Genomic DNA, 22062 nt, shown 5'->3' with positions numbered 1-22062 from the left:
ACCTCAAGCCTTTCCGAGTAGATCGCGGTGTGCGCGTGCGACATCCGAGGCCACGACGTCCTCGTCGACGGTGGTGACTCGTCCGTCGGCAACTACGATTCGCCCGTTGACGAGCAGTAACTTCAGCGGGGGAGTCGAGCCGAGTACGAGCGCCGCCACTGGATCGGTGATGCCGGCATGCGCGACGGTGTCGAGTTTCCACACCGCCAGGTCGGCAAGTTTTCCGACCTCGATCGATCCGATCTCGCTCTCTCGGCCCAGAACTCGTGCGCCGCCGATGGTTCCCAATTCCAAGGCTTTTCGCACCGTCATCGTCTGCGGTCCGCCCTTGGAGCGAGCAAACAGAAGTGCATGACGAGACTCCTCGATCAGGCTGCAAGCTTCATTGCTCGCCGCGCCGTCCACGCCGAGCCCCACGGTGACCCCGCCGTTCACCAGATCGGCGGCACGGGCGATACCGGCTCCCAGGCGCGCATTGGAGGTCGGGCAGTGCGCCGCCGCAGTTCCGGTTCGCGCCATCGTCTCGATACCGGCGTCGTCGAGATGGACTGCGTGGGCGTACCAGACGTCCGGGCCCACCCAGCCGACTCGTTCCATGTATTCGACCGGCGTGCAACCGAAATGCTCGCGGCAGAATCTCTCCTCGTCCAGTGTCTCGGCCAGATGCGTGTGCATACGCACGCCGTTTTCGCGGGCCAGCGTCGCGGACTCGCGGAGCAATGCCTCCGTCACCGAGAAGGGTGAGCAGGGAGCTACCGCGATCTGCAGCATCGATCCGGGATTCGGGTCGTGCCAACGGTCGATCACCGACTGCGTGCCGGTCAGGATGTCATCGAGTTTTTCCACGACGTGATCCGGTGGCAGGCCGCCGGAACTCTGGCCGAGATCCATCGACCCACGACACGGGTGGAATCGAAGGCCGACCTGCGCAGCCGCGGTGATCTCGGCCTCGAAAACGTCGCCGGCGTCGCGGGGAACGACGTAGTGGTGGTCGGTGGTGGTCGTACATCCGGTTTTCGCCAACCACGTGAGGCCGCCGGTGGCCGCCACGTGGACGGCGTCGGCGTCGATACCCGCCCAGACGGGGTACAGGGTGGTCAGCCACTCGAAAAGCGTCGAGTCCGCGGCCAGGCCTCGGGTGATCCATTGGTAGAGATGATGATGTGTGTTGACCAGACCCGGCGTGATCAGGCAACCACTCCCGTCGATCACTTGCGCACCCGGGTATTCGGGTGGCGTTCCGGCGCCGACGTCGACGATCTTGTTGCCCGAGATCACCACATAGCCGTCGGAGTACTCGGAGCGGTCGCCGTCCATCGTGACCACATGAGCGCCCGCCACGACGAGTGTTGCCCCGAGAGCTGATTCGGTCACGACAACCAACCGGCGTAGGTGGTCCACGACGGTCCCGCGTCTGGTGCGTCGGATCGGCTGACCGCAGCTTGGATCAGGCCGTACGGGCGATCTGCAGCGTGGAACACCTCGTTGTCGTTCTCCACTCCGAAGCGGCCGAGTGCATATTCGAAATGATGCTTGTTGGGTGCGGACAGTCGAACCTCCGCGATGATCGGGAATTCCTCGAGGATTGCCTTGCCGATGTGGAAGAGCGTCTGCTGCAGGGCAAGTGAATGTACCTGTGCGAACTGCTTGACGATCTGTGCCTTGATGCCCGTGTAGACCGATTCCCAGTCGACGTCGGTGGTGACGAATCGCCACTGGGCGACCAACGTCGTCGCCATGACGCGGTCGTCGGTCGGCTCGAGAACGGTGTACGGATCTTCGAGAAAACCCGAGAACTCACTACCGGTCGATTTGAGGATCACCAGGTCCTTCAGGCCGCCGATCACCCATGTCCCGGTATCGGCGATGGTGATCGACGCCGTCCGAACTTCCTGACCCTTCCGAATCCAGGTGTAGTCGTGCTCGCTGCCGTCGACAATCGCACGCTCCCAGGCGTATTCCTCGATCTCGATCCGCGCGCCACTGACCGGTTCGATGTCGTCGACGAAATGACGGGCGAGTTCGAGTCCGTACGTCTCGATCGAGATCAGACCCTTTTCCTTGGCGTAGGAGTAGGCCGTTTGTTTCTGCGTGTCGGTCGGCAGAACCTTCGATTGATCACCGGTGAGGTACGCGTCGGCGAAATCTCCACGCAGGCAGGTGGAGACGTTGATGTCGTGAATTTCGTGACGGGGGGTGTCTCGATAGATTCGGACTACTCGATTTTCCGCTTTGCCGTACTGGTGACCCGATAGTTCGATCGATCCGCTCAACCGTTCGGTGTTCGTACTGCCGGTTGTGATGTTGCCGGTCGTGATGTTTTCGGTAGTCACGTGTTCAGCTCCCGCGATAGGTGGAATAAGCAAAGGGAGACAGCAACAGTGGGACGTGATAGCCCCGTGCCGTGTCGTCCACCCGGAAGGTCACTGTCACTTCCGGGTAGAAGTTTTCTTGTCCGTTGGTCTCGAAATACGTTCCGGTGTCGAAAGTCAGGGTGTAGTGACCGGCGGTCAGGCCACCGGGAGCAAGTTCGGGGATGCGGCCGTCGGAGTCGGTCTCCGCAGTGGTGACGGAGGCGCCGTCTCGATCACGAAGTTCGACGCGAATCCCCGCCGCGGGGTTGCCCGTCGTCGCGTCGAGAACGTGCGTGCTGAGGGTCTTGCTCATGCTGTGCCTCCGGCGAGTGCATCGATCAGACGGGCGAGTCTGATCCGACTGATGGCGGCCAATTCGGTTCGAAGCACGGAACGCTCGGTCGCCGGGTCGTTTCGGAGACGACCTCGAAGGATGTCGAGGAGCTCCGTTCCAGATTTCCCCGACGCGCAGACCAGGTAAACATGGCCGAATGTCTCTTCGTACTCGGCGTTCTTCCGTCGAAGTTCCGCGAGTACGTCTTCTGTCGCCGAAGAGACTCCCGACTGTTCACGGGTAGAGGCCGCGCTCTCGCTTCGCTCACCGATTCGTGGGTGGCCGGAGAGAGCGTCGTCGATCTCGGACTCGGGAAGCTCGGCCAGCACCGCATCTGCTTTGTCGAACAGAGCTTCCAGATCGGCGAACGGGCGAGACGAGGCGATTTCCTGTGCCCACACGGCGGAATGGCAACACTCGAGCAGCGCCGCGACTGCCTGGTGGTCACCGAGCGCATCGAAGGCTCCGAGACCACTGGAATTCGTTGTAGGCATGTCCACAGGATTACTTGAGCATGTTACGGATCTGTAGCGCAGCAATTACGGGAGATGATGTGTCTCGATCTTATTTCTCCGGCTGCTCTTCCCCGATCACGGTTTCTCGGCGACCGATACATTCTCAGGTATGACCGATACTCCGAAGCTGTCTTCCGTCGTACCGTCCCTGGCGAACCTCCGAGACATCGGTGGCCCCGAATCGAGCTTCGGTGGCACCGTCCGCACCGGGAGCGTGTTTCGTTCCACCGATCTGGCATCGCTCAGTGCGGACGGCGCACAGACCCTCGCCGATCTGGGCATCGTCACGATCTACGATCTGCGCACCGAATCCGAACGCGAGACGGCACCGGATCTGACGCCGGACGGTATCCGAGAAATCGGCCTGGACGTATTGGCGGACAAGCAGTATCGCGCCATTCCGGCTCAGATGCAGCAGATGATCGCCGACCCGGCGTTTGCTGCCGAAGCGTTGGGCAGCGGCCAGGCGCTCGAGTACTTTCAGGGAAGTTACCGCGATTTCGTGACCTTGCCGAGTGCGGTCGCGTCGTACCGGCAACTGTTCGTCGACTTGGCGCAGCCGCCCAGCTCGCCGGCACTCATTCACTGCACCACGGGCAAGGATCGCACGGGTTGGGCAGCGGCCGCGTTACTGCTGTTCCTGGGTGCCTCCGAGGACGCGGTCTTCGCGGACTACCTCGAAACCAACAAGATTTTGTTGCCGATGTTCGCGCCGCTCCTCGAGCGATTCGAGGCCAAGGGGATCGACCCGACCCTGCTCGAGGGTGTCCTCGGTGTCAGGCGCGAGTACCTGGAGGCGTCGATGGCAGAGCTCGCGCAGGTACACGGATCCATCGAGGCCTACTTCACCGACGGCTTGAAGATCGACGCGTCGACCCAGGACCAATTGCGGAGCAACCTGCTCAGCTGATCAGGACCTGCTCGGCTCGTCTCGGCGGGAAGTTCGTCGCCTCGTCAAGAGGCTGACGATACCGATCCCGATGGCGATGCCGAGCAGGTCGGCGCTGCCGTCCCAGATCGAACCGGAACGCGAAATGGGCAGCGCTGCTTGAAGAACCTCGGACGTCGCGGCAAAGATCAACAACCACACAGCCGTGAGCCACACCGGGATCCGCGCGTGCAACGAGGTGATCGCCAATACCGCGAACATCAGCGTGTGAGTGATCTTGTCGGTGTTCTCCGGGCTCGAGGGCACGGTGGAACCCGGGGAGAAGAGCATGATCAGGGCAATGACCACGGCGATCGCCAACGGCCAGTATCGGTTGTTCTTCAATTCGTCTGCCCCTCGACGACGACGAGTCCGAGTGCACCTTCGGCGAATCTGGTGACGGCGTCGGCGGCCGTCGTGAGCGCCTCGGTGTGCCCGTCGCGGGCCCAGCCGGTGAGCAGGGCGGTGGAGTCGAGAGGCGTCAGAACGACCTCGGCGAGAAGCTCACCGGTGTTGGGTTGGCACACTGCCCAGGAGTAGACGCTGTTTTCGTGCCACTGAGCGCTTCGCTGACTCACGTAGTCGGGGTCGGTGATACCACCATCGGCAAGGGCGGGGCGGTCGTCCACACGCTCGTCTGCGCGTAGTGCGCGTAGATACCAGCCGCCTGCGTTGATCTCGATCGGCTCCATCAGTCGGAGTCCCGCTCGCGGCGGCGCTTGGCTTTGCGTTCCCGGTCGGTACCGAACAGCAGTGCACCGGCCAGGGGAATCGCGAGGAACCACAACCAGGTACCGGTGACGAAGAACAGGATCACCGCGAGAATCGGGACGACGGCCATGACGCGACCGGACCAGTCGGGGTTGAAGCCTCGCTCCGCCGGTGCGTCGGGAGGCGTCACCATCGACAGGGGAGCGGTGCCGGGGGCTTGGTAGTTGCCCGGAAGATCGGCGAACACCGGAACGAGTTCACTGCGAGTTGTTGCGGCACTGACGATTCCGCTTCTCTCGTCGAACTCGGTGACGGTGAGGCGGCCTGCGGCGAAGTGCTCGCTCAGGAGATCGAGTGCCTGCTCGCGTTCTGCAGTGCCGATGCGAATGTCGGGGACGTCAGCCATCGTTACAGCCTACTCAAACGACTGTGCGCCTTTCCGGTAGTGGGGACTACCGGAAAGGCGCACGGGGCCGGAGGCCCTACTTCAGTTCTGCGAGAACCGTTCCCTGCGTGATTGCTGCACCCGGCTCGACGGACAGTCCGGTGACGACACCGGCCTTGTGCGCGTTGACGGGGTTTTCCATCTTCATGGCTTCGAGAACGGCGATCAGATCGCCTTCTGCGACTTCCTGGCCTTCGGTCACTGCAACCTTGACGACGGTGCCCTGCATCGGAGCCGTGACAGCGTCACCCGATGCTGCACCTCCGCCGGCGCCGCCGCGCTTGCGCGCCTTCGGCTTCTTGCGGATCGCACCGGAGGCAGCGCCGCCGCCGTTGCCGAGCGAGAACTGGCCCGGGAGGGAAACCTCGACGCGACGTCCACCGACCTCGACGACGACGTTCTGACGCGGCAGAGCCTCGTCCTCGTCGTCTACGGGAGCACCGGCGCCTGCGTACGGCTCGATGGGGTTGACCCAGTCGGTTTCGATCCACTTGGTGTAGATGTCGAACTTCTCGCCGTCACCGATGAACGCCGGGTTCTCGACGATGTGGCGGTGGAACGGGAGAACGGTCGCGAGGCCGTCGATCTCGAACTCGGCCAGAGCGCGCGATGCCCGCTGGAGGGCTTCTTCGCGGGTGGCGCCGGTGACGATGAGCTTGGCGAGCATGGAGTCGAATTGTCCGCCGATGACGTCGCCGGCAACGACACCGGAATCGACGCGAACGCCGGGGCCCGTGGGCTCACGGTAGACGGAGACCGGGCCGGGGGCAGGCATGAAGCCGCGGCCGGCGTCTTCGCCGTTGATGCGGAACTCGAAGGAGTGTCCACGCGGGGTGGGATCTTCCTTGATGGAGAGTTCTTCGCCGTTGGCGATGAGGAACTGCTGACGCACGAGGTCGATGCCCGCGGTCTCTTCCGTGACGGGGTGCTCGACCTGCAGGCGGGTGTTGACCTCGAGGAAGGAGATGGTGTCGCCCTGAACCAGGTACTCGACCGTTCCGGCGCCGTAGTAGCCGGCTTCCTTGCAGATGGCCTTGGCGGATGCGTGGATGCGTGCGCGCTGGTCGTCCGTCAGGAAGGGAGCGGGAGCCTCTTCGACGAGCTTCTGGAAGCGACGCTGCAGCGAGCAGTCGCGGGTACCGGCGACGACGACGTTGCCGTGCTGGTCGGCGATGACCTGAGCCTCGACGTGGCGGGCCTTGTCCAGGTACTGCTCGACGAAGCACTCGCCGCGACCGAAGGCTGCGATGGCCTCACGGGTGGCCGACTCGAACAGCTCGGGGATTTCCTCGATGGTCTGGGCGACCTTCATGCCGCGTCCACCGCCACCGAAGGCAGCCTTGATCGCAACCGGGACGCCGTATTCCTTGGCGAATGCGACGACCTCGTCGGCGCCCTTGACGGGATCCTTGGTGCCTGCTGCCATCGGCGCCTTCGCGCGTTCTGCGATATGGCGTGCCGTGACCTTGTCGCCGAGGTCGCGGATGGACTGCGGTGACGGACCGATCCAGATGAGGTTCGCGTCGATGACGGCCTGGGCGAAGTCGGCGTTCTCGGAGAGGAAACCGTAGCCGGGGTGGATGGCGTCGGCGCCGGACTTCTTGGCTGCGTCGAGGATCTTGTCGAACACGAGGTAGGACTCGGCGGACGTCTGTCCACCGAGGGCAAATGCCTCGTCTGCGAGCTTCACGAACTGCGCGTCTGCATCGGGCTCGGCGTAAACGGCAACGCTGCCGTAGCCGGCATCCTTGGCCGCCCGGATGACCCGTACCGCGATTTCACCGCGGTTCGCGACAAGCACCTTCGTAATGTGCGCGCTGGCATGACTGGGCACTGAGCCTCCTGTGGTTCGCATAGTCTGTCTCCGCGGTGTATTCCTCTGGGATTTCACCATCGGGGGATTGGCATCACTTCGGAGTGTATGCATCGCTTCGGCGCTGGTTGTAACCGGATCGCTAAAGCCCACTCCGGCTTAGGAAACGGTTTCGAAAACTACCGATGAGTAGCTGTCGGAGGTGGCGGCGTCCGGTTCGGTGACGATTTCTTCGATGGTCCGGCGCAGTGCGGCCACGTAGGCGTGAACCGCGGCGTTCGCCGTCTCGTTGCCTGGGTACCTGACCGCGAGGTTGAGTCCCTGGGGTGTGCGGTTGATCCAGATGTAGACGTCGTGCGTATATGCCTTGCTTCGAAGTGCTCTGGCGTTCCATTCGGGCCACTGTGCGGCTTCGGGCACGAAGCGAACGTCCATGTAGGACACGACGAATCGCGGTCGGATCGGGGTTTCGAGGTGCTCACCGATCCGATCGAACGGGACAGCTGCGGCAGGCTTGACCGAAGCGATGGATTCGGCGGCGCGTGTCGCGAGGTCGCCGAACGAACAGTCCGATCCAACGGCGAACTCGACCGGGCACAGTCCGACGAACCAGCCGAGCGCACCCGCCCACTCCTGAGCGCTGCGGGTGTGAACTGGCGTCACGACCTCGAATCGATCGGATCCGGCGACTTCGCGACCTACAGCGGCAAGTCCGCCGAGAAGTCCGGCGAAGTACCCCACGCCGGTGGCTGCACACGTCGAACTGAAGGCCTTGGACTGGTCGGCGTCGAGCAGCCAGGTCGACAGGCCGTTCTGAGAATCGGTTCCACGGTCACCGATCGGTAGCGGGAACTGGGGTAGACCGTCCGGGCCGAGAGCATTTCGCCAGATCTCGACCGCAGCCTTCTCGGCTTCCATGTCGGCCATCTGCTCGCGTTCGACGGCACCGAAATCGACGTAGCTGCCCACCGGAAACAGATTTGCAGCACTACCGGTCGAGGCTTCGCGGTACAGAGCTGCGATCTCGTGAGCGACCAGCACGATCGAGAACCCGTCGATGATCGAGTGGTCCGCCGCGAAGAACACGGTGAACGGACCGTCGCCACCGCGGGGCGTCAACGTCGCGAAGACGTACGACGGCCAACTGTGCGGGGACGCGTAATCGTCGAACAGGCGGTGAAGGTGGTCGAAGTTGTCCTGGCTGGACGCGTCGTAGCCGTGGCTGACGACCCCGATGTCGATTCCGCCGAGCGGGACCGTGTGCCGGGTGATCTCGCCGCTCGAGGGCTCGAGGACGGTATGCGAGCGCAGAACTTCGTGACGGTCGATCCACCGGCCGAGAGCGACTCGGAACGCATCGACGTCGAGCGGGCCGAAAATCTCGAAAGCTGTTCCCAGCCAAGACTTGTCGCCTGCGCCTGCAGCGGAACGGTTGAGATGTGCCTCGTGAATGTAGGAGACGGGCCGCGGATCCGGAACCCAGGGCCCGGTTGCGCACGGCAACCATTCGACGAGTGCGCCGGCCGGAATCGCATAGTCGGCCAGTTCGGTGAACTCCATGTTTTCAGCCCCGCAAGTGCCGCTTGATGCGCGCGAGCATGGCCGACATTCCGCGCAGACGGAGCGGGCTCACGGCTTCTGCGAGACCGAGCGCCGAATAGAAGTCGTCGGGTACACCGAGGATCTCGTCGGCGCTGTGGCCGTCGAGCCCCTGCGCGAGGATCGATGCGAAACCACGCGTCGTGGGAGCCTCGGGGGGAGCGCTGAAGTACAGACGGACGTTGTCGCGATCCGAATCGTCGACCGAGAGGAAGAGCGGCGACTGACATTCGGGGACCGGCTCCATCGCGCTCTGCTCGAGCTCCGCCGGCAACGGCGGCAGCTCTCGGCTGAACTCGAGAAGAAGGGTGAGCTTGTCCGAGGCGCCGACGGCCGCGAAGTCGTCGACGATCTCGGCCAGAGCCGAAGGAAGAGCGCTCATGACGCCGATACAGAGGACGGAACGGCGCCGGGCTCTTCGCCCTGGACGATCGGGACGCGCACGGCATTGCCCCACTCGGTCCACGAACCGTCGTAGTTACGAACGTTCGGGTAGCCGAGAAGATGAGTCAACACGAACCAGGTGTGACTGGAACGCTCACCGATGCGGCAGTACGCGACGATGTTGTCGTCGGCCGACAGGTCGCCGTAGATCTCGCCGAGTTCGGTACGGGTGCGGAAGCGGCTGTCCGGTGCCGCTGCCTTCGCCCACGGGATGCTGAGCGCGCTGGGAATGTGTCCACCACGCAACGCACCCTCTTCGGGGTAGTCGGGCATGTGGGTGCGCTCGCCGGTGTACTCCTGCGGAGATCGCACGTCGATGAGCGGCCCGTCGCCCAAGTGCGCGAGAACGTCGTCCTTGAATGCGCGAATGGGAGCGTCGTTGCGCTCGACGACCGGGTAATCCGTTGACGTGATGTCGGGAACGTCGAAAGCGGTGTCGCGGTTCTCGGCGATCCACGCATCGCGGCCACCGTCGAGAAGACGGACGTCCTCGTGGCCGAAAAGAGTGAAGACCCACAGTGCGTAGGCCGCCCACCAGTTGCTCTTGTCGCCGTAGATGACCACGGTGTCGTCGCGGCCGATGCCCTTGCGGTTCATCAACTCTGCGAACTTCGCACCGTCGATGTAGTCGCGGGTGACCGGATCGTTGAGGTCGAGATGCCAGTCGATCTTCACGGCTCCGGGGATGTGGCCGACGTCGTACAACAACACGTCTTCGTCGGATTCGACAACCTTGAGGCCCGGCGCACCGAGATTCGCCGAGAGCCATTCCGTCGAGACCAACCGGTCGGGATGCGCGAACTCGGCAAACGCGGTTGAGGGATCGGGGGCAACGGGCACGGGCGTACTCCTGAAGACGAATCGTTCGGTTCGAACACGGACTTCATCGATTCTATGCGCTGTGCGCAAGGTGAGACGCCCGGAAGCAGGTTCTGCCTGCTCGTGCCCGTTGCCGACCCTAAATCCTCGGTGTTCCTGCTCCGACGCTCGAATCTCTCAATTGTTCGGTGACACTTCCGATCGGCGTCACGCCCCGGGCGCAGACCTCTCTCAGAATCCGGTCGAGTTCGGTGAGGAAATTCACCATGGTGTCGTTTGCCGTCTCGGTGTCGGGAAAGCGTGAACGCAGCGAGAGACCACGGTTCGTTCGCGAAATCCAGAACTGGGCATCGTCGGCGACCGTCACATTGCTGATGTGATGGGCGTTGAGGAGATCATGATCGTCTGTGCCGGGTAGTTTGCGGTAATCGATGTAGGACACCATGAAGACGTCGGTGCGCGTGCGTCGAATCTTGTCGCCCAAAGCATCTCGAACCTGGGCCATGGTGACGCCCTCGAGCGTCAACGCAACTCGGAACGACGCGTGCGTATGTGCAAGGGATGCACCGAAATCCGCATCGGGAGTGATCTGGACCGTGATCGGCGCGCTGGTGGTGAGCCAGCCGATCGCGTCGGCCCAACGCGGATCTTTGCGAATGTGAAGCGGAAATTGCAGCGGAAGCGTCGACTGCCCGGTGTACGAGTGGACGGAAAGTCCCATCGCAGTGAGGATTCCGGTGAACACGCTACCGCCGGCGGATAGGCAGATCTCGTCGAACGTCGCAGTCAATTCCTCGTCGAGCAGCACGCGCACATCGGCGCCCTGCGGCGCGGGCTTTCCGCCCTCGACGCCGAGATCCAAGGGGAAACTCGGTGATGTGCCACCGCAGATCTCGTAGAACCTTGCCCACTCTCGGATTCGAGGGTCGTTGTCGACGGGAAGCAGAGCGTCTGCCTCCAGTTCGCAGTACCGCACGAAACTTCCCGGGTCACCCAGTCGGCTCATCACTGCGTCGACGGCCTCGTGGTCGGTCAGGTCGGGTAGGGCGATCAGTCCCTCGTAGATCTGTCGCAGTTCCCCGAGAGCGATGACCAACGAGTAGCCGTCGACGAGTGTGTGATCGAACGCGCTCAGGACCGTGTAATGCTCTTCGCGTTCGACCGTGGCAAACGTGTATGCAGGGAAGGTCAGTGGATCGCATACCGTCGTGAATCGCTTCTTGAGATGCGCTCGGAGGTCTTCGGTCGAATCGAATTTCAGAGGTTCCGAAGTCTCGATGTGTGTGCCGTCTGGATCGAGTCCCATTCGGGTGGTGGTGAACTCGCCCACCTCGAATCCTGTGTGCAGAGTGTCATGGCGACTGATGAACAGGCGCAGCGCGAGGTCGAGTGCAGGCCGATTCAGTTCTCCGGGAAGGTCGAATGCGGCTGCCATCCACACACTCCGGCCCATGCCGTGTGTTCGCGCAGTCTCGAGGTGAAAATGCTGGTTGTACGACGGTGGTACTTCCGACTCGGTGACGGCGCCGTCCGCGGGCTGAAGCGACCATTCGGTGACGATTCCGGGGTCGAGTCCGTATCGATCGATCGAGGTGACATGCATCAGGCCACTCCCTCTGGTGCCACGAACGAGTAGTCGCCTTGAGCTGCAACAGTTTTGATGATCTTCGAGACATGCTCGGCGAAGCGGGTGGCCGATTCGTGGGCAATGGGGGTGTCGGGGTGAGACACGGCGATCCAGGTTCCGGTGTGCATCCGGTTGATCCACATCGACGCGATCTGAGTCTCTTTGCCGCCGACGATTCCCGTTGCCTTCGTCTCGGCGTAACTGTATGGATCCGGCATGCGTCGGCCGTCGATGTACGAGACGATCGGCGGCGGGGTGAGCGTCTTCGACAGTCCGCCGGGTGCGGAATCCGACTCGGCCAAGCTCGACAGAACCAGATCGATGACCTGCTGCACAGAGACATCGAGGAGTGCCTTGCCGTCGTGGTACCCCTGCTGCCCGAGCTTTGCCAACTCGGTGAAGCGTCGCTTGTCGTCGACGTCGATGCCGACCGGGATCAGGTTGATGTACCAGCCCTGCGCAAACGAGTCGGCCTCGGTTCGTGTGCTGACCGGCGAGAGGGCGATGTACTTGTCGCGTCCGGCGAGTTCGAATTCCGCAATCGCGAGCGCGGTGAACATTCCGCCGATGAAGTTGGCGCCGTTGGCTTTACAAACCGCACCGAACTTCTCGCACTCGATGTCGTCGGCCAGGTCGAAGCGTGAACCGATAGCCGGTTTGGGCGCGTCTTCGGCCCCGAGCGGGAGCGGAAATCCGGGGAACGAGCCGCCGCTGCGCATGAGGTAACCGAGCCACTGGTGCACTTCGGGTGACTGCATCGTCAGTTCGGTTGTTCGCTCGCGTTCGACGCGACCGAACTGTGCGTAACTTCCGGCCGGCCCGAGCTCGGGATGCGATCCGGTCGTTTCCGCGGCGTAGAGCTGACGCAATTCTGCGTACATCAGCACCATCGAGTTCATGTCCGAATGGGCGTGGTCGACTGCATGGAACAGGGTGAAGCTCGGATCGGCTTCGAGGTCGGCATGGTGGTGCTCGACGGCACCGAACACGAAGGCCGGCCACTGCAGCGCGCTGGTTTCGGTGGCGAACTTGGTCGCGACGAGCGCGCGGATCGCCTCGGATTCGGAGACGTCGTCGCCGACGCGGTACTCGAGTTCGATGCTTTCGACCGGCACCACGTGTCGACGGACCTCGAACGAGGTGTCCGCAGCGTCGGTGGTTGCTTCGTCGAACGAGAACCAGCTGTGCAGCGTGTCGTGGCGACGGATGTAGCGCTGAAGTGCTCGCGTCATGGCGTCGCGGTCCAGTGTTCCTGCGAAATCGAAGGCGATACCGATCCACGGAGACTGCGGATCGCCCTTCTCTGCGGTGACGCGGGCGCGTCGCAGGTGGCGATCCTGCATCGTGGTCGGGGGTAGTTCTCGGTCGATCTCGGCTTCGGCGGCTCGTTGAGCGGAAGCATGCGTGACGCCCCATTCGATTACCCGCCCAGGAAGCGGGTGCCAATGGGTGATCAAGTTCAGATCCATCGAGTAGAACTCCTGCGTGTGTCGTCGAGAAGCCTGCTCTGAAAATGGGCAGACGACGAACTATCCCATCTGGGGGACTGAATTGTCCGAAATACTACAATCTAAACAAGAACAGGTTCTAGAAGCGTTGTGTTCGATTAGGATCATTCGGTGCTTCCGGACCCTTTAGGTGACGCTGTCGGCGCCGACCACAAGGGCGGGCGGCGAGCTGGTTCTCTGACGCCCTGGCTCGGGTTGGCGACGAGTCTGGCGGCGGCGTTCATGCAATTGCTCGACGCGACCATCGTCAACGTCGCGCTTCCGAGTATCGCCGTCGATCTTCAAGCAGGCGTATCGGCGCAGTTGCTCATGGTCAGCGTGTACATCCTGGCTTTCGCGTGTTCGTTGATCACTGCAGCGCGGCTGGGGGACCTGTTCGGCCGTAGAGTTGTTTTTCTGACCGCCTTGTCCGTATTCGTGGTTGCCTCGTTGCTGTGCGGGCTCGCGCAGAGCGCGACGATGTTGATCGTCTTCCGGGGTCTGCAAGGATTGGCGGCCGGTTCGATGTCCGCCCAGACGTTCGCCATCATCTCGGGTCTGTTTCCGAAGGCCAGGCATCCGCGAGTCTTCGGGATCTACGGTGCGACCATCGGGCTCGCAACGGTCAGCGGGCCTCTGATCGGCGGGCTGCTGATCGAGTGGAATCTGTTCGACTGGGGCTGGCGCCTGATCTTCTTCGTCAACATCCCGATCGGCATCGCCGCCTTGATTCTCGGATATTTCCATCTCGTCGATGCTCGCGCTGAGCATGTGCGCTCACTGGACCTCATCGGCGCCGCACTGTCATCACTGGCGCTGTTCCTGCTGATCCTTCCCCTGGCCGAGGGAAGGGCGCGCGGATGGCCCACAGGTCTTGTCGTAATGCTCGCGATGTCGGCGCCGGTGGCAGTGGCGTTTGTGCTCTACGAATCGCGTTTGGCGAAACGAGGCGGCGATCCGGTCCTTCGTCTCGAGCTTTTCCGCGACCGAGCCTTCACAATCGGCGCGGTTCTTGCGTTCGTTTTCTTCGGAACCCTGACTTCCTTGATCTTCACCATCAGTCTCACCCTTCAGTTCGGCTTCGGGTTCTCCGCATTGCGAGCGGGCGTCATGACGCTGCCGTGGGCCGTCGGAATGGGCGTGGCGGCGGTTCTCTCATCGGCGGTGTACCGGATGCTCGGAAACCGTGTTCTGATCCTGGGGATGGTCGTCTTTGCCGGCTCGCTGATCGCGCTGTCGATCATCCTCGAACGCGAAGGAACCGATCCACGCTGGCTCGCGCTCGCCGGTCCGCTGCTTCTCGGTGGCGCAGGTCTCGGACTGTTCGTGGCACCACTGCAAACCGCGATCCTTGCGACGGTCGAACCCGCGCACGCGGGTTCGGTGTCGGGACTGCTTCCTACCGTTCAGCAGGTTGGCAGCTCCATCGGACTGGCCTTGATCGGAGTGGTGTTCTTCTCGCTCGTCGCGGGGCAAGCTCCGCAAGCAGTGCAGGGGGAGCGGCCCGAGTACGTTGCGAACCTTGAAGCTGCCGGCGTTGGTCCCGGCCTGATCGACATCGCCGAAAAGGCCTTTGTCGATTGCGCAACAAGCCAATTGGCATCCGGAACACCGATGGAGGTGGCGCCGGAATGTCGCCGGGACGGCTCCGCCGGTGCCGGGGGTCAATCCGTTCAGGTGGCAGTTGATGCCGCGTACGCATCGACTCGCGCGGCGGCCGGCGAAGCATTTCTCCAAGCGCAGCGCCGTGTGCTCGCGATCATCGCAGCAATTGCGCTCGGTATCGGATTGGCGTCGACTGCTCTGCCGCGGGTCAATTCGCCGGTCTGAAAATTGCCCTTGACTCGAACGGGTGTTCGAGTACCCTGTGTGCAGGGGATCGGGGGATTCAATGAGTGTCTTGTTGTCGGATGTGGTGTCTGGTTCTGCGGTGGGGTTGCGCGGACGGTTGTGGCGGTTGTCTGCTTCTGAGTTGCGTGCTGCTGCTGTCGAGGCGAGTGCGGAGATTCTGCGCCTGGAAGCTGTGCGGGTGGCGGTGGTGGACGAGTTGTCGTTGCGCCCGGATGATCAGGTGATCGCCAGTCGCGGGGTCGGTTCGTGGTTGGCGGCGAACACCATGCTGCAGGTTCGGGACGGGAAAAAGATCGCCGCGTTGGGTGCGGCTTTGCGGCCGTTTCCGGCGGTGGCTGCTCGGTTCGATGGCGGGGATTGCTCGTTCGAGCACGCGGTGTTGATCGTGGCGTTCTGTGAATCACCGCCGAAGGGGATGCCGGAGGAGGCGCTCCCTCGCTGTATCGATTTGTTGTTGGCTGCTGCGTCGGGTGTGGAGGCGACGACGACGAAGGTGCGGAACGTGATCGCGACGTTGGAGCGGTTGTTCGAATCGGATGAGATTCCGCCCGCTGAAGATGTCGATCTCAATGAGTTGCGGATCGCGTCGACGCTCAATGGTCGGGTGGTGGTGCGTGGGGATTTCGATGCCCTCACCGGGGAAATGTTGCTGTCGGCGTTGTCGAATCTGACGATGCCGACCCCGGCACCGGACGGGACTCCCGATGCTCGGTCGGCGGCGAAGCGGACTGCGGATGGGTTCACCGAACTGATCCGGCGTTATCTCGATTGCGCCAAGACCGGTACCGATGGTGGTCAGCGTCCGCATGTGAACGTGCACATCAATGCTCGTGATTTGGCTGAGCATCGGGATTGTGCCGCACAGTCTTCGGATTCGGGTGATGACGGCTCACTGGAGCTGTCCGATCTTGATGTCGGGCACATGCCCTGGCTGGGACCGCTGTCGGTGTCGCAGACCAGGCTTCTCGGGTGTGATTGTTTCCTCTCCACCGTCCTGCTCGACGATCACGGCGCGCCGCTCGATGCGAAACCAGGGAAGAGGTTGGTCACCGCCGAACAGCGAGTGGCGTTGATTGCCCGAGACAGAGGCTGTGCGTTCCCGGGTTGCACATGTGTACCGGCGTGGACCGATGCGCACCATATCCGGCACTGGGCGAACGGCGGCCCGACGGTGATGAACAACCTGGTCCTGCTGTGCCGTTCGCACCACCGGTTGATGCACCGGAAATCAGGGTTCGTCGGGAAATGGGATATCCGTATCGGTGTCGACAACAAACCGTGGTTCATTCCGCCGCCCTCGATCGACCCGCAGCAGCAACCGAGGCCGGCGAACACCACCTTCAAAACCTGAAAGGTCAAACCTTTTCGGTGACAACAAAAACGACCAGCTTCGCATCGGCATGGACCCGATGCGGGGCTGGTCAGTGGTGCTTGGAGAAAACGTGCTTGGAGAAAACGTGCTTGGAGAAAACGCGTCAGAAGATGCTCTGCGTGCGCCAGAGATCCGAGACGGAAACCCCGACACGCTCGAGAAGTGTTCGTACCAAAGGTAATCCGATACCGATGACACTCGAGGGATCACCCTCGATCCTCTCCACGAACCAGCCGCCGAGACTGTCGAGCGTGAATGCTCCGGCGACTTGGAGCGGCTCGCCCGTTGCCAGGTATGCCTCGAGATCCTCGGTGGACGGTTGCGCGAAATGAACCACTGTTGCGCTGTGATCCGAGGCCATGCGGACGATGCGGCCGTCGGCGACGCGTAGGACACAGTGCCCGGTCAAGAGAGTGGCGCTGCGTCCGGCCATTGCGGCCCATCGCTTTCGGGCGATATCGACGCTGCCCGGCTTGCCTTGAAGTTGCCCGTCGATCAGGAGCATCGAATCGCACCCGACAACGACTACGTCGGTGAGATTGTCGGCGGCAAGACCGGGAACGATCTCGGCGGCCTTGGCCTCCGCCAGTACCGTCACGACTTTTTCGGGGGCGGCGTCGGGTCCGAGGTTGTCGGCGATCTTGTCCTCGTCGACGCCGGAGACACGCACAAGCGGCGAAACCCCGGCCGCCCGCAGAACTGCGAGGCGAGCCGGGGACGCTGAAGCTAGAACCAGTTGAGTCACGTCAGCAGAGTGATCGTCAGCTGCGACGGATCGCGGGGTTCAGGTACGCGTACGGCGAGAACGGCGCACGCGTGCGGTGGAACTGAGTCGGATCGCCCCAGGTCTCCGCGGGAACGTTCGACTCGGGAGCTTGACCGCTGCCGGCAGCCGCAGCAAGCACGCTGACCAGTGCCGCGATCTCGACGTCCGTGGGCGAACCCTTGACGATCTTGATGACCGACGCGTCGGAGGTCGACGTCTCGGTCAGCTCCGTGAGCGAAGCATCCGTCGCGGTTCCCTCGACGACCGCACCGTTGGTCGGTGCGGTCTCCGCCAGTGCGACATCTTCGCTGAGAATGTCCTCGGTGGTTGCGGTCATAGGGGAATGTTCCCATGCTTCTTGGGCGGAAGGGAAACGGCCTTGCGCTCTAGCAGTCGCAATGCGGAAACGATTTGTCCGCGGGTGTGCGACGGAGGAATGACAGCGTCGACGTATCCGCGCTCAGCGGCGACGTACGGGTTGACGAGTGTGTCCTCGTACTCGTTCTGCAGCTTGAGGCGCAGTGCATCGACGTCTTCGCCGTTCTTCGCGGCTTCGAGAAGCTGCTTGCGGTAGACGAATCCGACAGCTCCGGATGCACCCATGACGGCGATCTGAGCGGTCGGCCATGCCAGGTTCACATCGGCGCCCATGTGCTTGGAGCCCATGACGTCGTACGCTCCGCCGTAAGCCTTGCGGGTGATGACCGTGATCTTGCCGACCGTTGCCTCGCCGTACGCGTAGAGGAGCTTCGCGCCGCGACGGATGATGCCGTTGTATTCCTGCTCGGTTCCGGGGAGGAAACCGGGAACGTCGACGAGGGTGATGATCGGGACGTTGAACGCGTCGCAGGTACGCACGAAGCGAGCGGCCTTCTCCGAGGCGTCGATGTCGAGGCAGCCCGCGAACTGGGTGGGCTGGTTGGCGACGATGCCGACCGAGCGTCCGTCGACGCGACCGAAACCGACGATGATGTTCATCGCGCGCTCGGCCTGGACCTCGAGGAACTCGTCGTCGTCGAGGATGCGACGGATGACCTCGTGCATGTCGTACGGCTGGTTGGCCGAGTCCGGGATGAGGGTGTCGAGTTCGATGTCCTCGGCGGTCAGGCTGTCTTCGATCGAACCGACGATGGGGTCGGTGATCTCGCCGCGGGGAGCCGCTGCCTGGTTGTTGGACGGCAGGTAGCTGAGCAGGTCCTTGACGTAGTCGAGTGCGTCCTGCTCGCCGGAAGCGACGTAGTGGGCGACGCCGGACTTGACCATGTGGGTGCGAGCACCACCGAGGTCTTCCATCGTGACGTCTTCACCGGTGACTGTCTTGATGACGTCGGGGCCGGTGACGAACATCTGGGAAGTCTCGTCGACCATCACGACGAAGTCGGTCAGTGCGGGGGAGTACACGTGGCCGCCGGCGGCGGGTCCCATGATCAGTGAGATCTGGGGGATGACACCCGAGGCCTGGACGTTGCGGTGGAAGATCTCGCCGTAGAGGCCGAGCGAGACGACGCCTTCCTGAATGCGCGCGCCTGCACCTTCGTTGATGCCGACGAGGGGCCGTCCGGTGCGGATCGCGAGGTCCATGACCTTGACGATCTTCTCACCGTAGATTTCGCCGAGCGATCCGCCGAAAACGGTGGCGTCCTGTGAGAAGACACAGACGTCGCGGCCGTCGATGGTGCCGTAACCGGTGACGACGCCGTCGCCGACCGGGCGGTTGTCAGCGAGACCGAAGTTCACACTTCGGTGCCGTGCCAGTGCGTCGAGTTCGACGAAGGAGCCCTCGTCGAGGAGGGCGGTGATGCGCTCGCGGGCGGTCAGCTTGCCTTTGGCGTGCACCTTGTCGATGGCGGCTTCGCCGCTCGGTGCCTGCGCCTGGGCTTGGCGATTCCGCAGGTCCGCGAGCTTTCCCGCGGTCGTGTGGATATCGGGTGCGGCCGCCGCCTCCGGCGCGTTCGGCTCTTGGACAGTGGTCATGGACGTGAGCTTAACGAGAGTGCGTGGGGGGCTTCGAAGGCAGGTCCGATTGTCGCTGTCTTGCAGGCTCAAGCTACTGACCAGTACATTCTCGCTGTCGTCATAGGCTGGGGCTATGTGGACCGACTTGAACCGACCGCCCCTCGACGGCAATGCCCTACGACGCGCACTGGTGCGCAGTGACAACGACGACGCGCGCGTTTTCTGGAACCGCCTCGACGTTGTCGAGGAGACCGGTTCGACGAACGCGGATCTCCTTGCGCGAGCGGCAGATCCGGATGCCGACCGTCACGTTCTGATCGCCGAGTATCAGGCGAGTGCCCGTGGCCGTCATTCGCGCACGTGGGTGAGTCCGCCGCAAGCGCAGATCTCGATGTCGGTTCTGCTGTCGATGCCCGGAATGAATCTCGCGGACATGGGTTGGCTCCCGCTACTGTCGGGAATCGCGGTCGTCGACGCGCTGCGCAACGTGGCCGAAGTACCCGCAGAACTCAAGTGGCCGAACGACGTTCTCATCGGTGACAAGAAGGTCGCCGGCATTCTGGCCGAGGTGGCGAGGACGGCGCCCGATCCCGCGGTGGTGGTGGGGATCGGGCTGAACGTGAGCCTCGGCGTCGAGGAGCTGCCCGTCCCGACCGCTACGTCACTGCTGATCGAAGAAGCATCGACTGTCGACCGCGACACTCTCGTTCGCGCAATCGCCCGTGAATTGGCGACGCAATTCCGTGCTTGGGAATCGTCGAAATGGGATACATCTGTGTTGGCTGCCGAATACCGGCAGCGCTGCGGGACGCTGGGCAAACGAGTCCGCGCGGTTTTGCCGGGCGACAAGGAGGTGTTCGGTATCGCGACCGACGTCGACACTTCCGGACGCGTCGTCATCGAAATCGAGGGAACAGATGGGGAGACCTTTGCGGTCGCAGCAGGTGATATCACGCACCTTCGCGCCGCCCCGGTCACCGAATCGTGAACGTTGCCGGATTTTCTGGCACCAAAGTGCTAATTTTTGGCCCGGACCGGTTTTCGAACCAACCGTCCGTCCTTCATTTCACTCAACTGCGGGATTTACCGAGCTGCCTAGGGGCGTCATGACCACACCGATCGTTGTTCCGACCGAAGCCGAGACGGCCGAGAGCGCTCGCCGCGTACTCACCGGCGTGACGGTGCTGCTCGGTGTCCTCACATTGGGCCTGGGTATCGCGGTACTCGCGTGGCCGGATGCCACCCTGTTCGTGGTCGCGGTTGTCATTGCGATCCAGCTGTTCGGATTCGGAATCGTTCAGATCATCCGTTCGTTCGCGGACGTGACGGCTTCGGGTGGAACTCGCACGCTCGTCGCGATCTCCGGCGCGTTGGCAGTGCTCCTCGGATTCTTGGTTCTCCGTAGCCCTTTGCAGACGGTGGTTCTGATCGCGTTGGTGATCGGTGCCTGGTGGGTATTCCGTGGCGTTCTCGATCTGGTCGACGCGGCGTCCGGGCACACCGTCGATCGCGGTCTGTCGATCGTGCTCGGAGTCATCAGCATCGTCGCGGGTGCAATCGTCCTTCTGCAGCCCGAACTCTCGCTCGACGTCTTCCGCATCGTGGTCGGCGTGTGGATGGTGCTGTACGGCATCATCATCGTCGTGACCCCGTTGGTGCTGCGAAAGATCGCGCAGCCCTGAGCGTTGCCCTGAAGACGGGTGTGCCTGAAAGTCGGTGTGCCTGAAAGTCGGTGCGGGGTGGCAGACTTCCCGTCATGGGATATCCCGAAGACGCCCTCGCTCAGGACGAGGAACTGATACTGCATCGCCATCCTCATTGGAAGATGTTGGTGCTTCCGGCGCTGACGTTCGTACTTGCGACGGCCGTCGCCGGGTTCTTGTTGGGCCTCGCACAGACGAGATTGGACGGCACGGCTCGCACCGTGTCGTCCATTGCCGTCGGAATCATCTGGCTCGGTGTCGTGGCCTGGCGATCGGTTGCGCCCTTCACGGTTTGGAAGTTCACGCATTTCATCGTCACCGATCGGCGAGTGCTCATCCGCCACGGAGTGCTCACGCACACGGGTATCGACATTCCCATGGGGCGGATCAGCAATGTTCAGTTCCGTCACGGCCTGATCGATCGAATGCTCAAGACCGGAACTCTGGTCATCGCATCTGCCAGTGACGATCCGCTCGAGTTCGACGACATTCCTGACGTCGAGCACGTTCACGCCCTGCTGTATCACCAGGTTTTCGATTCCATGCAGCAGCCACCATCGCAGGCACCGCAGTGGCCGTCAGGTGAAAACGACGACCCGAATGATCGAAATGGCTGGTAATCAACGTGCAAAGGCGTGTTGTCCGTAGTCTGTTCGTGTGACTGCCGTATTGCTAGCCGAAGACGACGAGGCCATTGCTGCACCCCTTTCCCGCGCCTTGGGGCGTGAAGGGTATTCGGTGACGGTCGAACCGACCGGACCCGCTGCGTTGCAGCAGGCGCTCGAAGGTGATTTCGACCTGTTGATTCTCGATCTCGGCCTTCCGGGCATGGACGGCCTCGAGGTCTGCCGACAGATTCGTGCGCATCGCACCTCGCTCGCCGTGCTGATGTTGACCGCCAGGACCGACGAAGTCGACTTCGTGGTCGGGTTGGACGCGGGCGCCGACGACTACGTCAGCAAGCCGTTTCGTCTCGCCGAGTTGATGGCACGTGTGCGAGCACTCCTGCGTCGCCACGGTGGCCGCGAGGACACGATCGTCGAGGTCGGTGGCATCAGGCTCGAGCCCGCGGCACGACGCGTACTCGTCAACGGCTCCGAAATCGCCTTGGCCAACAAGGAATACGAGCTTCTGCGGGTCCTCCTCGAGCACGCCGGGGAAGTGGTCTCGCGCGATACGATCCTTCGTGAGGTGTGGGGCGACGTCGAGCTTCGTGGATCGAAGACGCTCGACATGCACATGTCGTGGCTGCGCCGCAAGATCGGCGACGAGGGCCCCGCCGTGGAACGCAGGATTGCCACCGTCCGCGGTGTCGGTTTCCGAATCAACACCGACTAA

23 protein-coding genes are annotated in these 22062 nt (G+C 62.8%); 7 read left to right on the top strand and 16 right to left on the bottom strand.

What is annotated here, in order from left to right; all coding sequences use genetic code 11:
• Window positions 1-3 precede the first annotated feature (3 nt).
• The 4 genes from ABIE52_RS11260 to uraD form a co-directional block, all read right to left on the bottom strand.
• A complete protein-coding gene (locus ABIE52_RS11260; RefSeq protein WP_234551715.1) occupies window positions 4-1317 on the bottom strand; it encodes an 8-oxoguanine deaminase in 1314 nt (437 codons plus the stop codon).
• Window positions 1318-1370: 53 nt separating this feature from the next.
• Window positions 1371-2273, bottom strand: a complete 903-nt coding sequence (gene pucL / locus ABIE52_RS11255) for a factor-independent urate hydroxylase (protein WP_065352890.1) — start codon at window positions 2271-2273, stop codon at window positions 1371-1373.
• A 64-nt stretch (window positions 2274-2337) separates the two neighbouring features.
• On the bottom strand, window positions 2338-2667 hold the full coding sequence (gene uraH, locus ABIE52_RS11250; protein ID WP_007727227.1) for a hydroxyisourate hydrolase: 330 nt from the start codon (window positions 2665-2667) through the stop codon (window positions 2338-2340).
• A complete protein-coding gene (gene uraD, locus ABIE52_RS11245) occupies window positions 2664-3182 on the bottom strand; it encodes a 2-oxo-4-hydroxy-4-carboxy-5-ureidoimidazoline decarboxylase (RefSeq protein WP_065455203.1) in 519 nt (172 codons plus the stop codon). Before uraD ends, uraH begins: the two co-directional genes overlap by 4 nt.
• Before the next feature lie 130 nt (window positions 3183-3312).
• Here uraD and ABIE52_RS11240 point away from each other — a divergent pair, with 130 nt between their 5' ends.
• Window positions 3313-4113 (top strand): tyrosine-protein phosphatase, encoded by an 801-nt coding sequence (locus ABIE52_RS11240; protein WP_007727222.1) that lies wholly within the window; start codon window positions 3313-3315, stop codon window positions 4111-4113.
• Here ABIE52_RS11240 and ABIE52_RS11235 read toward each other — a convergent pair whose 3' ends face one another.
• The 9 genes from ABIE52_RS11235 to ABIE52_RS11195 all read right to left on the bottom strand — a co-directional run bounded on the left by ABIE52_RS11235 (window position 4114) and on the right by ABIE52_RS11195 (window position 13058).
• Entirely contained in the window at window positions 4114-4476 is a 363-nt protein-coding gene (locus ABIE52_RS11235; RefSeq protein WP_003940977.1) for a VanZ family protein, read from the bottom strand.
• The gene (locus ABIE52_RS11230) at window positions 4473-4823 is read right to left on the bottom strand and encodes a hypothetical protein (RefSeq protein ID WP_003940792.1); all 351 of its coding nucleotides are present in this window, start codon (window positions 4821-4823) and stop codon (window positions 4473-4475) included. Before ABIE52_RS11230 ends, ABIE52_RS11235 begins: the two co-directional genes overlap by 4 nt.
• The gene (locus ABIE52_RS11225; RefSeq protein WP_003940708.1) at window positions 4823-5248 is read right to left on the bottom strand and encodes a DUF1707 SHOCT-like domain-containing protein; all 426 of its coding nucleotides are present in this window, start codon (window positions 5246-5248) and stop codon (window positions 4823-4825) included. The genes ABIE52_RS11230 and ABIE52_RS11225 overlap by 1 nt, the downstream gene beginning before the upstream one ends.
• A gap of 76 nt (window positions 5249-5324) precedes the next feature.
• Window positions 5325-7121, bottom strand: coding sequence for an acetyl/propionyl/methylcrotonyl-CoA carboxylase subunit alpha (locus ABIE52_RS11220; protein WP_030535031.1), 1797 nt, complete (start codon window positions 7119-7121; stop codon window positions 5325-5327).
• 138 nt (window positions 7122-7259) lie between these two features.
• Window positions 7260-8660, bottom strand: a complete 1401-nt coding sequence (locus tag ABIE52_RS11215) for a condensation domain-containing protein (RefSeq protein ID WP_192712548.1) — start codon at window positions 8658-8660, stop codon at window positions 7260-7262.
• Between the two features lie 4 nt (window positions 8661-8664).
• Entirely contained in the window at window positions 8665-9081 is a 417-nt protein-coding gene (locus ABIE52_RS11210; protein ID WP_003940804.1) for a SufE family protein, read from the bottom strand.
• A complete protein-coding gene (locus ABIE52_RS11205; protein WP_003940962.1) occupies window positions 9078-9983 on the bottom strand; it encodes a sulfurtransferase in 906 nt (301 codons plus the stop codon). Before ABIE52_RS11205 ends, ABIE52_RS11210 begins: the two co-directional genes overlap by 4 nt.
• Window positions 9984-10101: 118 nt before the next feature.
• Window positions 10102-11565 (bottom strand): condensation domain-containing protein, encoded by a 1464-nt coding sequence (locus ABIE52_RS11200; protein ID WP_050654892.1) that lies wholly within the window; start codon window positions 11563-11565, stop codon window positions 10102-10104.
• Window positions 11565-13058 carry a condensation domain-containing protein gene (locus tag ABIE52_RS11195; protein ID WP_042449584.1) on the bottom strand — a complete coding sequence of 498 codons (1494 nt, stop codon included), beginning with the start codon at window positions 13056-13058 and terminating at the stop codon, window positions 11565-11567. The genes ABIE52_RS11200 and ABIE52_RS11195 overlap by 1 nt, the downstream gene beginning before the upstream one ends.
• 150 nt (window positions 13059-13208) lie before the next feature.
• On the opposite strand from ABIE52_RS11195, the gene ABIE52_RS11190 reads away from it, so the two are divergent.
• The gene (locus tag ABIE52_RS11190) at window positions 13209-14906 is read left to right on the top strand and encodes an MFS transporter (RefSeq protein WP_003940674.1); all 1698 of its coding nucleotides are present in this window, start codon (window positions 13209-13211) and stop codon (window positions 14904-14906) included.
• 61 nt (window positions 14907-14967) lie between these two features.
• Window positions 14968-16278, top strand: coding sequence for an HNH endonuclease signature motif containing protein (locus tag ABIE52_RS11185; protein WP_192712547.1), 1311 nt, complete (start codon window positions 14968-14970; stop codon window positions 16276-16278).
• Between the two features lie 124 nt (window positions 16279-16402).
• Here the strand turns inward: ABIE52_RS11185 and ABIE52_RS11180 are convergent, their stop codons facing one another.
• The 3 genes from ABIE52_RS11180 to ABIE52_RS11170 are packed head-to-tail and all read right to left on the bottom strand — an operon-like array spanning window position 16403 to window position 19039.
• Window positions 16403-17044, bottom strand: coding sequence for a Maf family protein (locus tag ABIE52_RS11180; protein ID WP_007731146.1), 642 nt, complete (start codon window positions 17042-17044; stop codon window positions 16403-16405).
• 16 nt (window positions 17045-17060) lie between these two features.
• On the bottom strand, window positions 17061-17402 hold the full coding sequence (locus tag ABIE52_RS11175) for an acyl-CoA carboxylase subunit epsilon (protein ID WP_007731147.1): 342 nt from the start codon (window positions 17400-17402) through the stop codon (window positions 17061-17063).
• On the bottom strand, window positions 17399-19039 hold the full coding sequence (locus ABIE52_RS11170) for an acyl-CoA carboxylase subunit beta (RefSeq protein WP_003940853.1): 1641 nt from the start codon (window positions 19037-19039) through the stop codon (window positions 17399-17401). The genes ABIE52_RS11175 and ABIE52_RS11170 overlap by 4 nt, the downstream gene beginning before the upstream one ends.
• Before the next feature lie 115 nt (window positions 19040-19154).
• Here ABIE52_RS11170 and ABIE52_RS11165 point away from each other — a divergent pair, with 115 nt between their 5' ends.
• The 4 genes from ABIE52_RS11165 to ABIE52_RS11150 all read left to right on the top strand — a co-directional run bounded on the left by ABIE52_RS11165 (window position 19155) and on the right by ABIE52_RS11150 (window position 22062).
• Window positions 19155-20009, top strand: coding sequence for a biotin--[acetyl-CoA-carboxylase] ligase (locus tag ABIE52_RS11165; RefSeq protein ID WP_003940755.1), 855 nt, complete (start codon window positions 19155-19157; stop codon window positions 20007-20009).
• Between the two features lie 118 nt (window positions 20010-20127).
• On the top strand, window positions 20128-20703 hold the full coding sequence (locus ABIE52_RS11160) for an HdeD family acid-resistance protein (protein WP_003941007.1): 576 nt from the start codon (window positions 20128-20130) through the stop codon (window positions 20701-20703).
• 74 nt (window positions 20704-20777) lie between these two features.
• Entirely contained in the window at window positions 20778-21344 is a 567-nt protein-coding gene (locus ABIE52_RS11155) for a PH domain-containing protein (RefSeq protein ID WP_003941034.1), read from the top strand.
• 37 nt (window positions 21345-21381) lie between these two features.
• On the top strand, window positions 21382-22062 hold the full coding sequence (locus ABIE52_RS11150) for a response regulator transcription factor (protein WP_003940916.1): 681 nt from the start codon (window positions 21382-21384) through the stop codon (window positions 22060-22062).

Origin of the sequence: Rhodococcus sp. OAS809, assembly GCF_040546695.1 — a bacterium.
GTDB classification, from domain to species: Bacteria; Actinomycetota; Actinomycetes; order Mycobacteriales; family Mycobacteriaceae; genus Rhodococcus_F; species Rhodococcus_F qingshengii.
Note: the sequence above shows the minus strand (reverse complement) of the source record. Positions and strands in the feature narration are given on the sequence as shown.

Coding starts and splice junctions, on each gene's coding strand:
- ABIE52_RS11260 (WP_234551715.1), bottom strand. CDS start 1,317: ATGGACGGCGACCGCTCCGAGTACTCCGACGGCTATGTGGTGATCTCG.
- uraH (WP_007727227.1), bottom strand. CDS start 2,667: ATGAGCAAGACCCTCAGCACGCACGTTCTCGACGCGACGACGGGCAAC.
- uraD (WP_065455203.1), bottom strand. CDS start 3,182: ATGCCTACAACGAATTCCAGTGGTCTCGGAGCCTTCGATGCGCTCGGT.
- ABIE52_RS11240 (WP_007727222.1), top strand. CDS start 3,313: ATGACCGATACTCCGAAGCTGTCTTCCGTCGTACCGTCCCTGGCGAAC.
- ABIE52_RS11230 (WP_003940792.1), bottom strand. CDS start 4,823: ATGGAGCCGATCGAGATCAACGCAGGCGGCTGGTATCTACGCGCACTA.
- ABIE52_RS11225 (WP_003940708.1), bottom strand. CDS start 5,248: ATGGCTGACGTCCCCGACATTCGCATCGGCACTGCAGAACGCGAGCAG.
- ABIE52_RS11215 (WP_192712548.1), bottom strand. CDS start 8,660: ATGGAGTTCACCGAACTGGCCGACTATGCGATTCCGGCCGGCGCACTC.
- ABIE52_RS11210 (WP_003940804.1), bottom strand. CDS start 9,081: ATGAGCGCTCTTCCTTCGGCTCTGGCCGAGATCGTCGACGACTTCGCG.
- ABIE52_RS11200 (WP_050654892.1), bottom strand. CDS start 11,565: ATGCATGTCACCTCGATCGATCGATACGGACTCGACCCCGGAATCGTC.
- ABIE52_RS11195 (WP_042449584.1), bottom strand. CDS start 13,058: ATGGATCTGAACTTGATCACCCATTGGCACCCGCTTCCTGGGCGGGTA.
- ABIE52_RS11185 (WP_192712547.1), top strand. CDS start 14,968: ATGAGTGTCTTGTTGTCGGATGTGGTGTCTGGTTCTGCGGTGGGGTTG.
- ABIE52_RS11175 (WP_007731147.1), bottom strand. CDS start 17,402: ATGACCGCAACCACCGAGGACATTCTCAGCGAAGATGTCGCACTGGCG.
- ABIE52_RS11170 (WP_003940853.1), bottom strand. CDS start 19,039: ATGACCACTGTCCAAGAGCCGAACGCGCCGGAGGCGGCGGCCGCACCC.
- ABIE52_RS11165 (WP_003940755.1), top strand. CDS start 19,155: ATGTGGACCGACTTGAACCGACCGCCCCTCGACGGCAATGCCCTACGA.
- ABIE52_RS11160 (WP_003941007.1), top strand. CDS start 20,128: ATGACCACACCGATCGTTGTTCCGACCGAAGCCGAGACGGCCGAGAGC.
- ABIE52_RS11155 (WP_003941034.1), top strand. CDS start 20,778: ATGGGATATCCCGAAGACGCCCTCGCTCAGGACGAGGAACTGATACTG.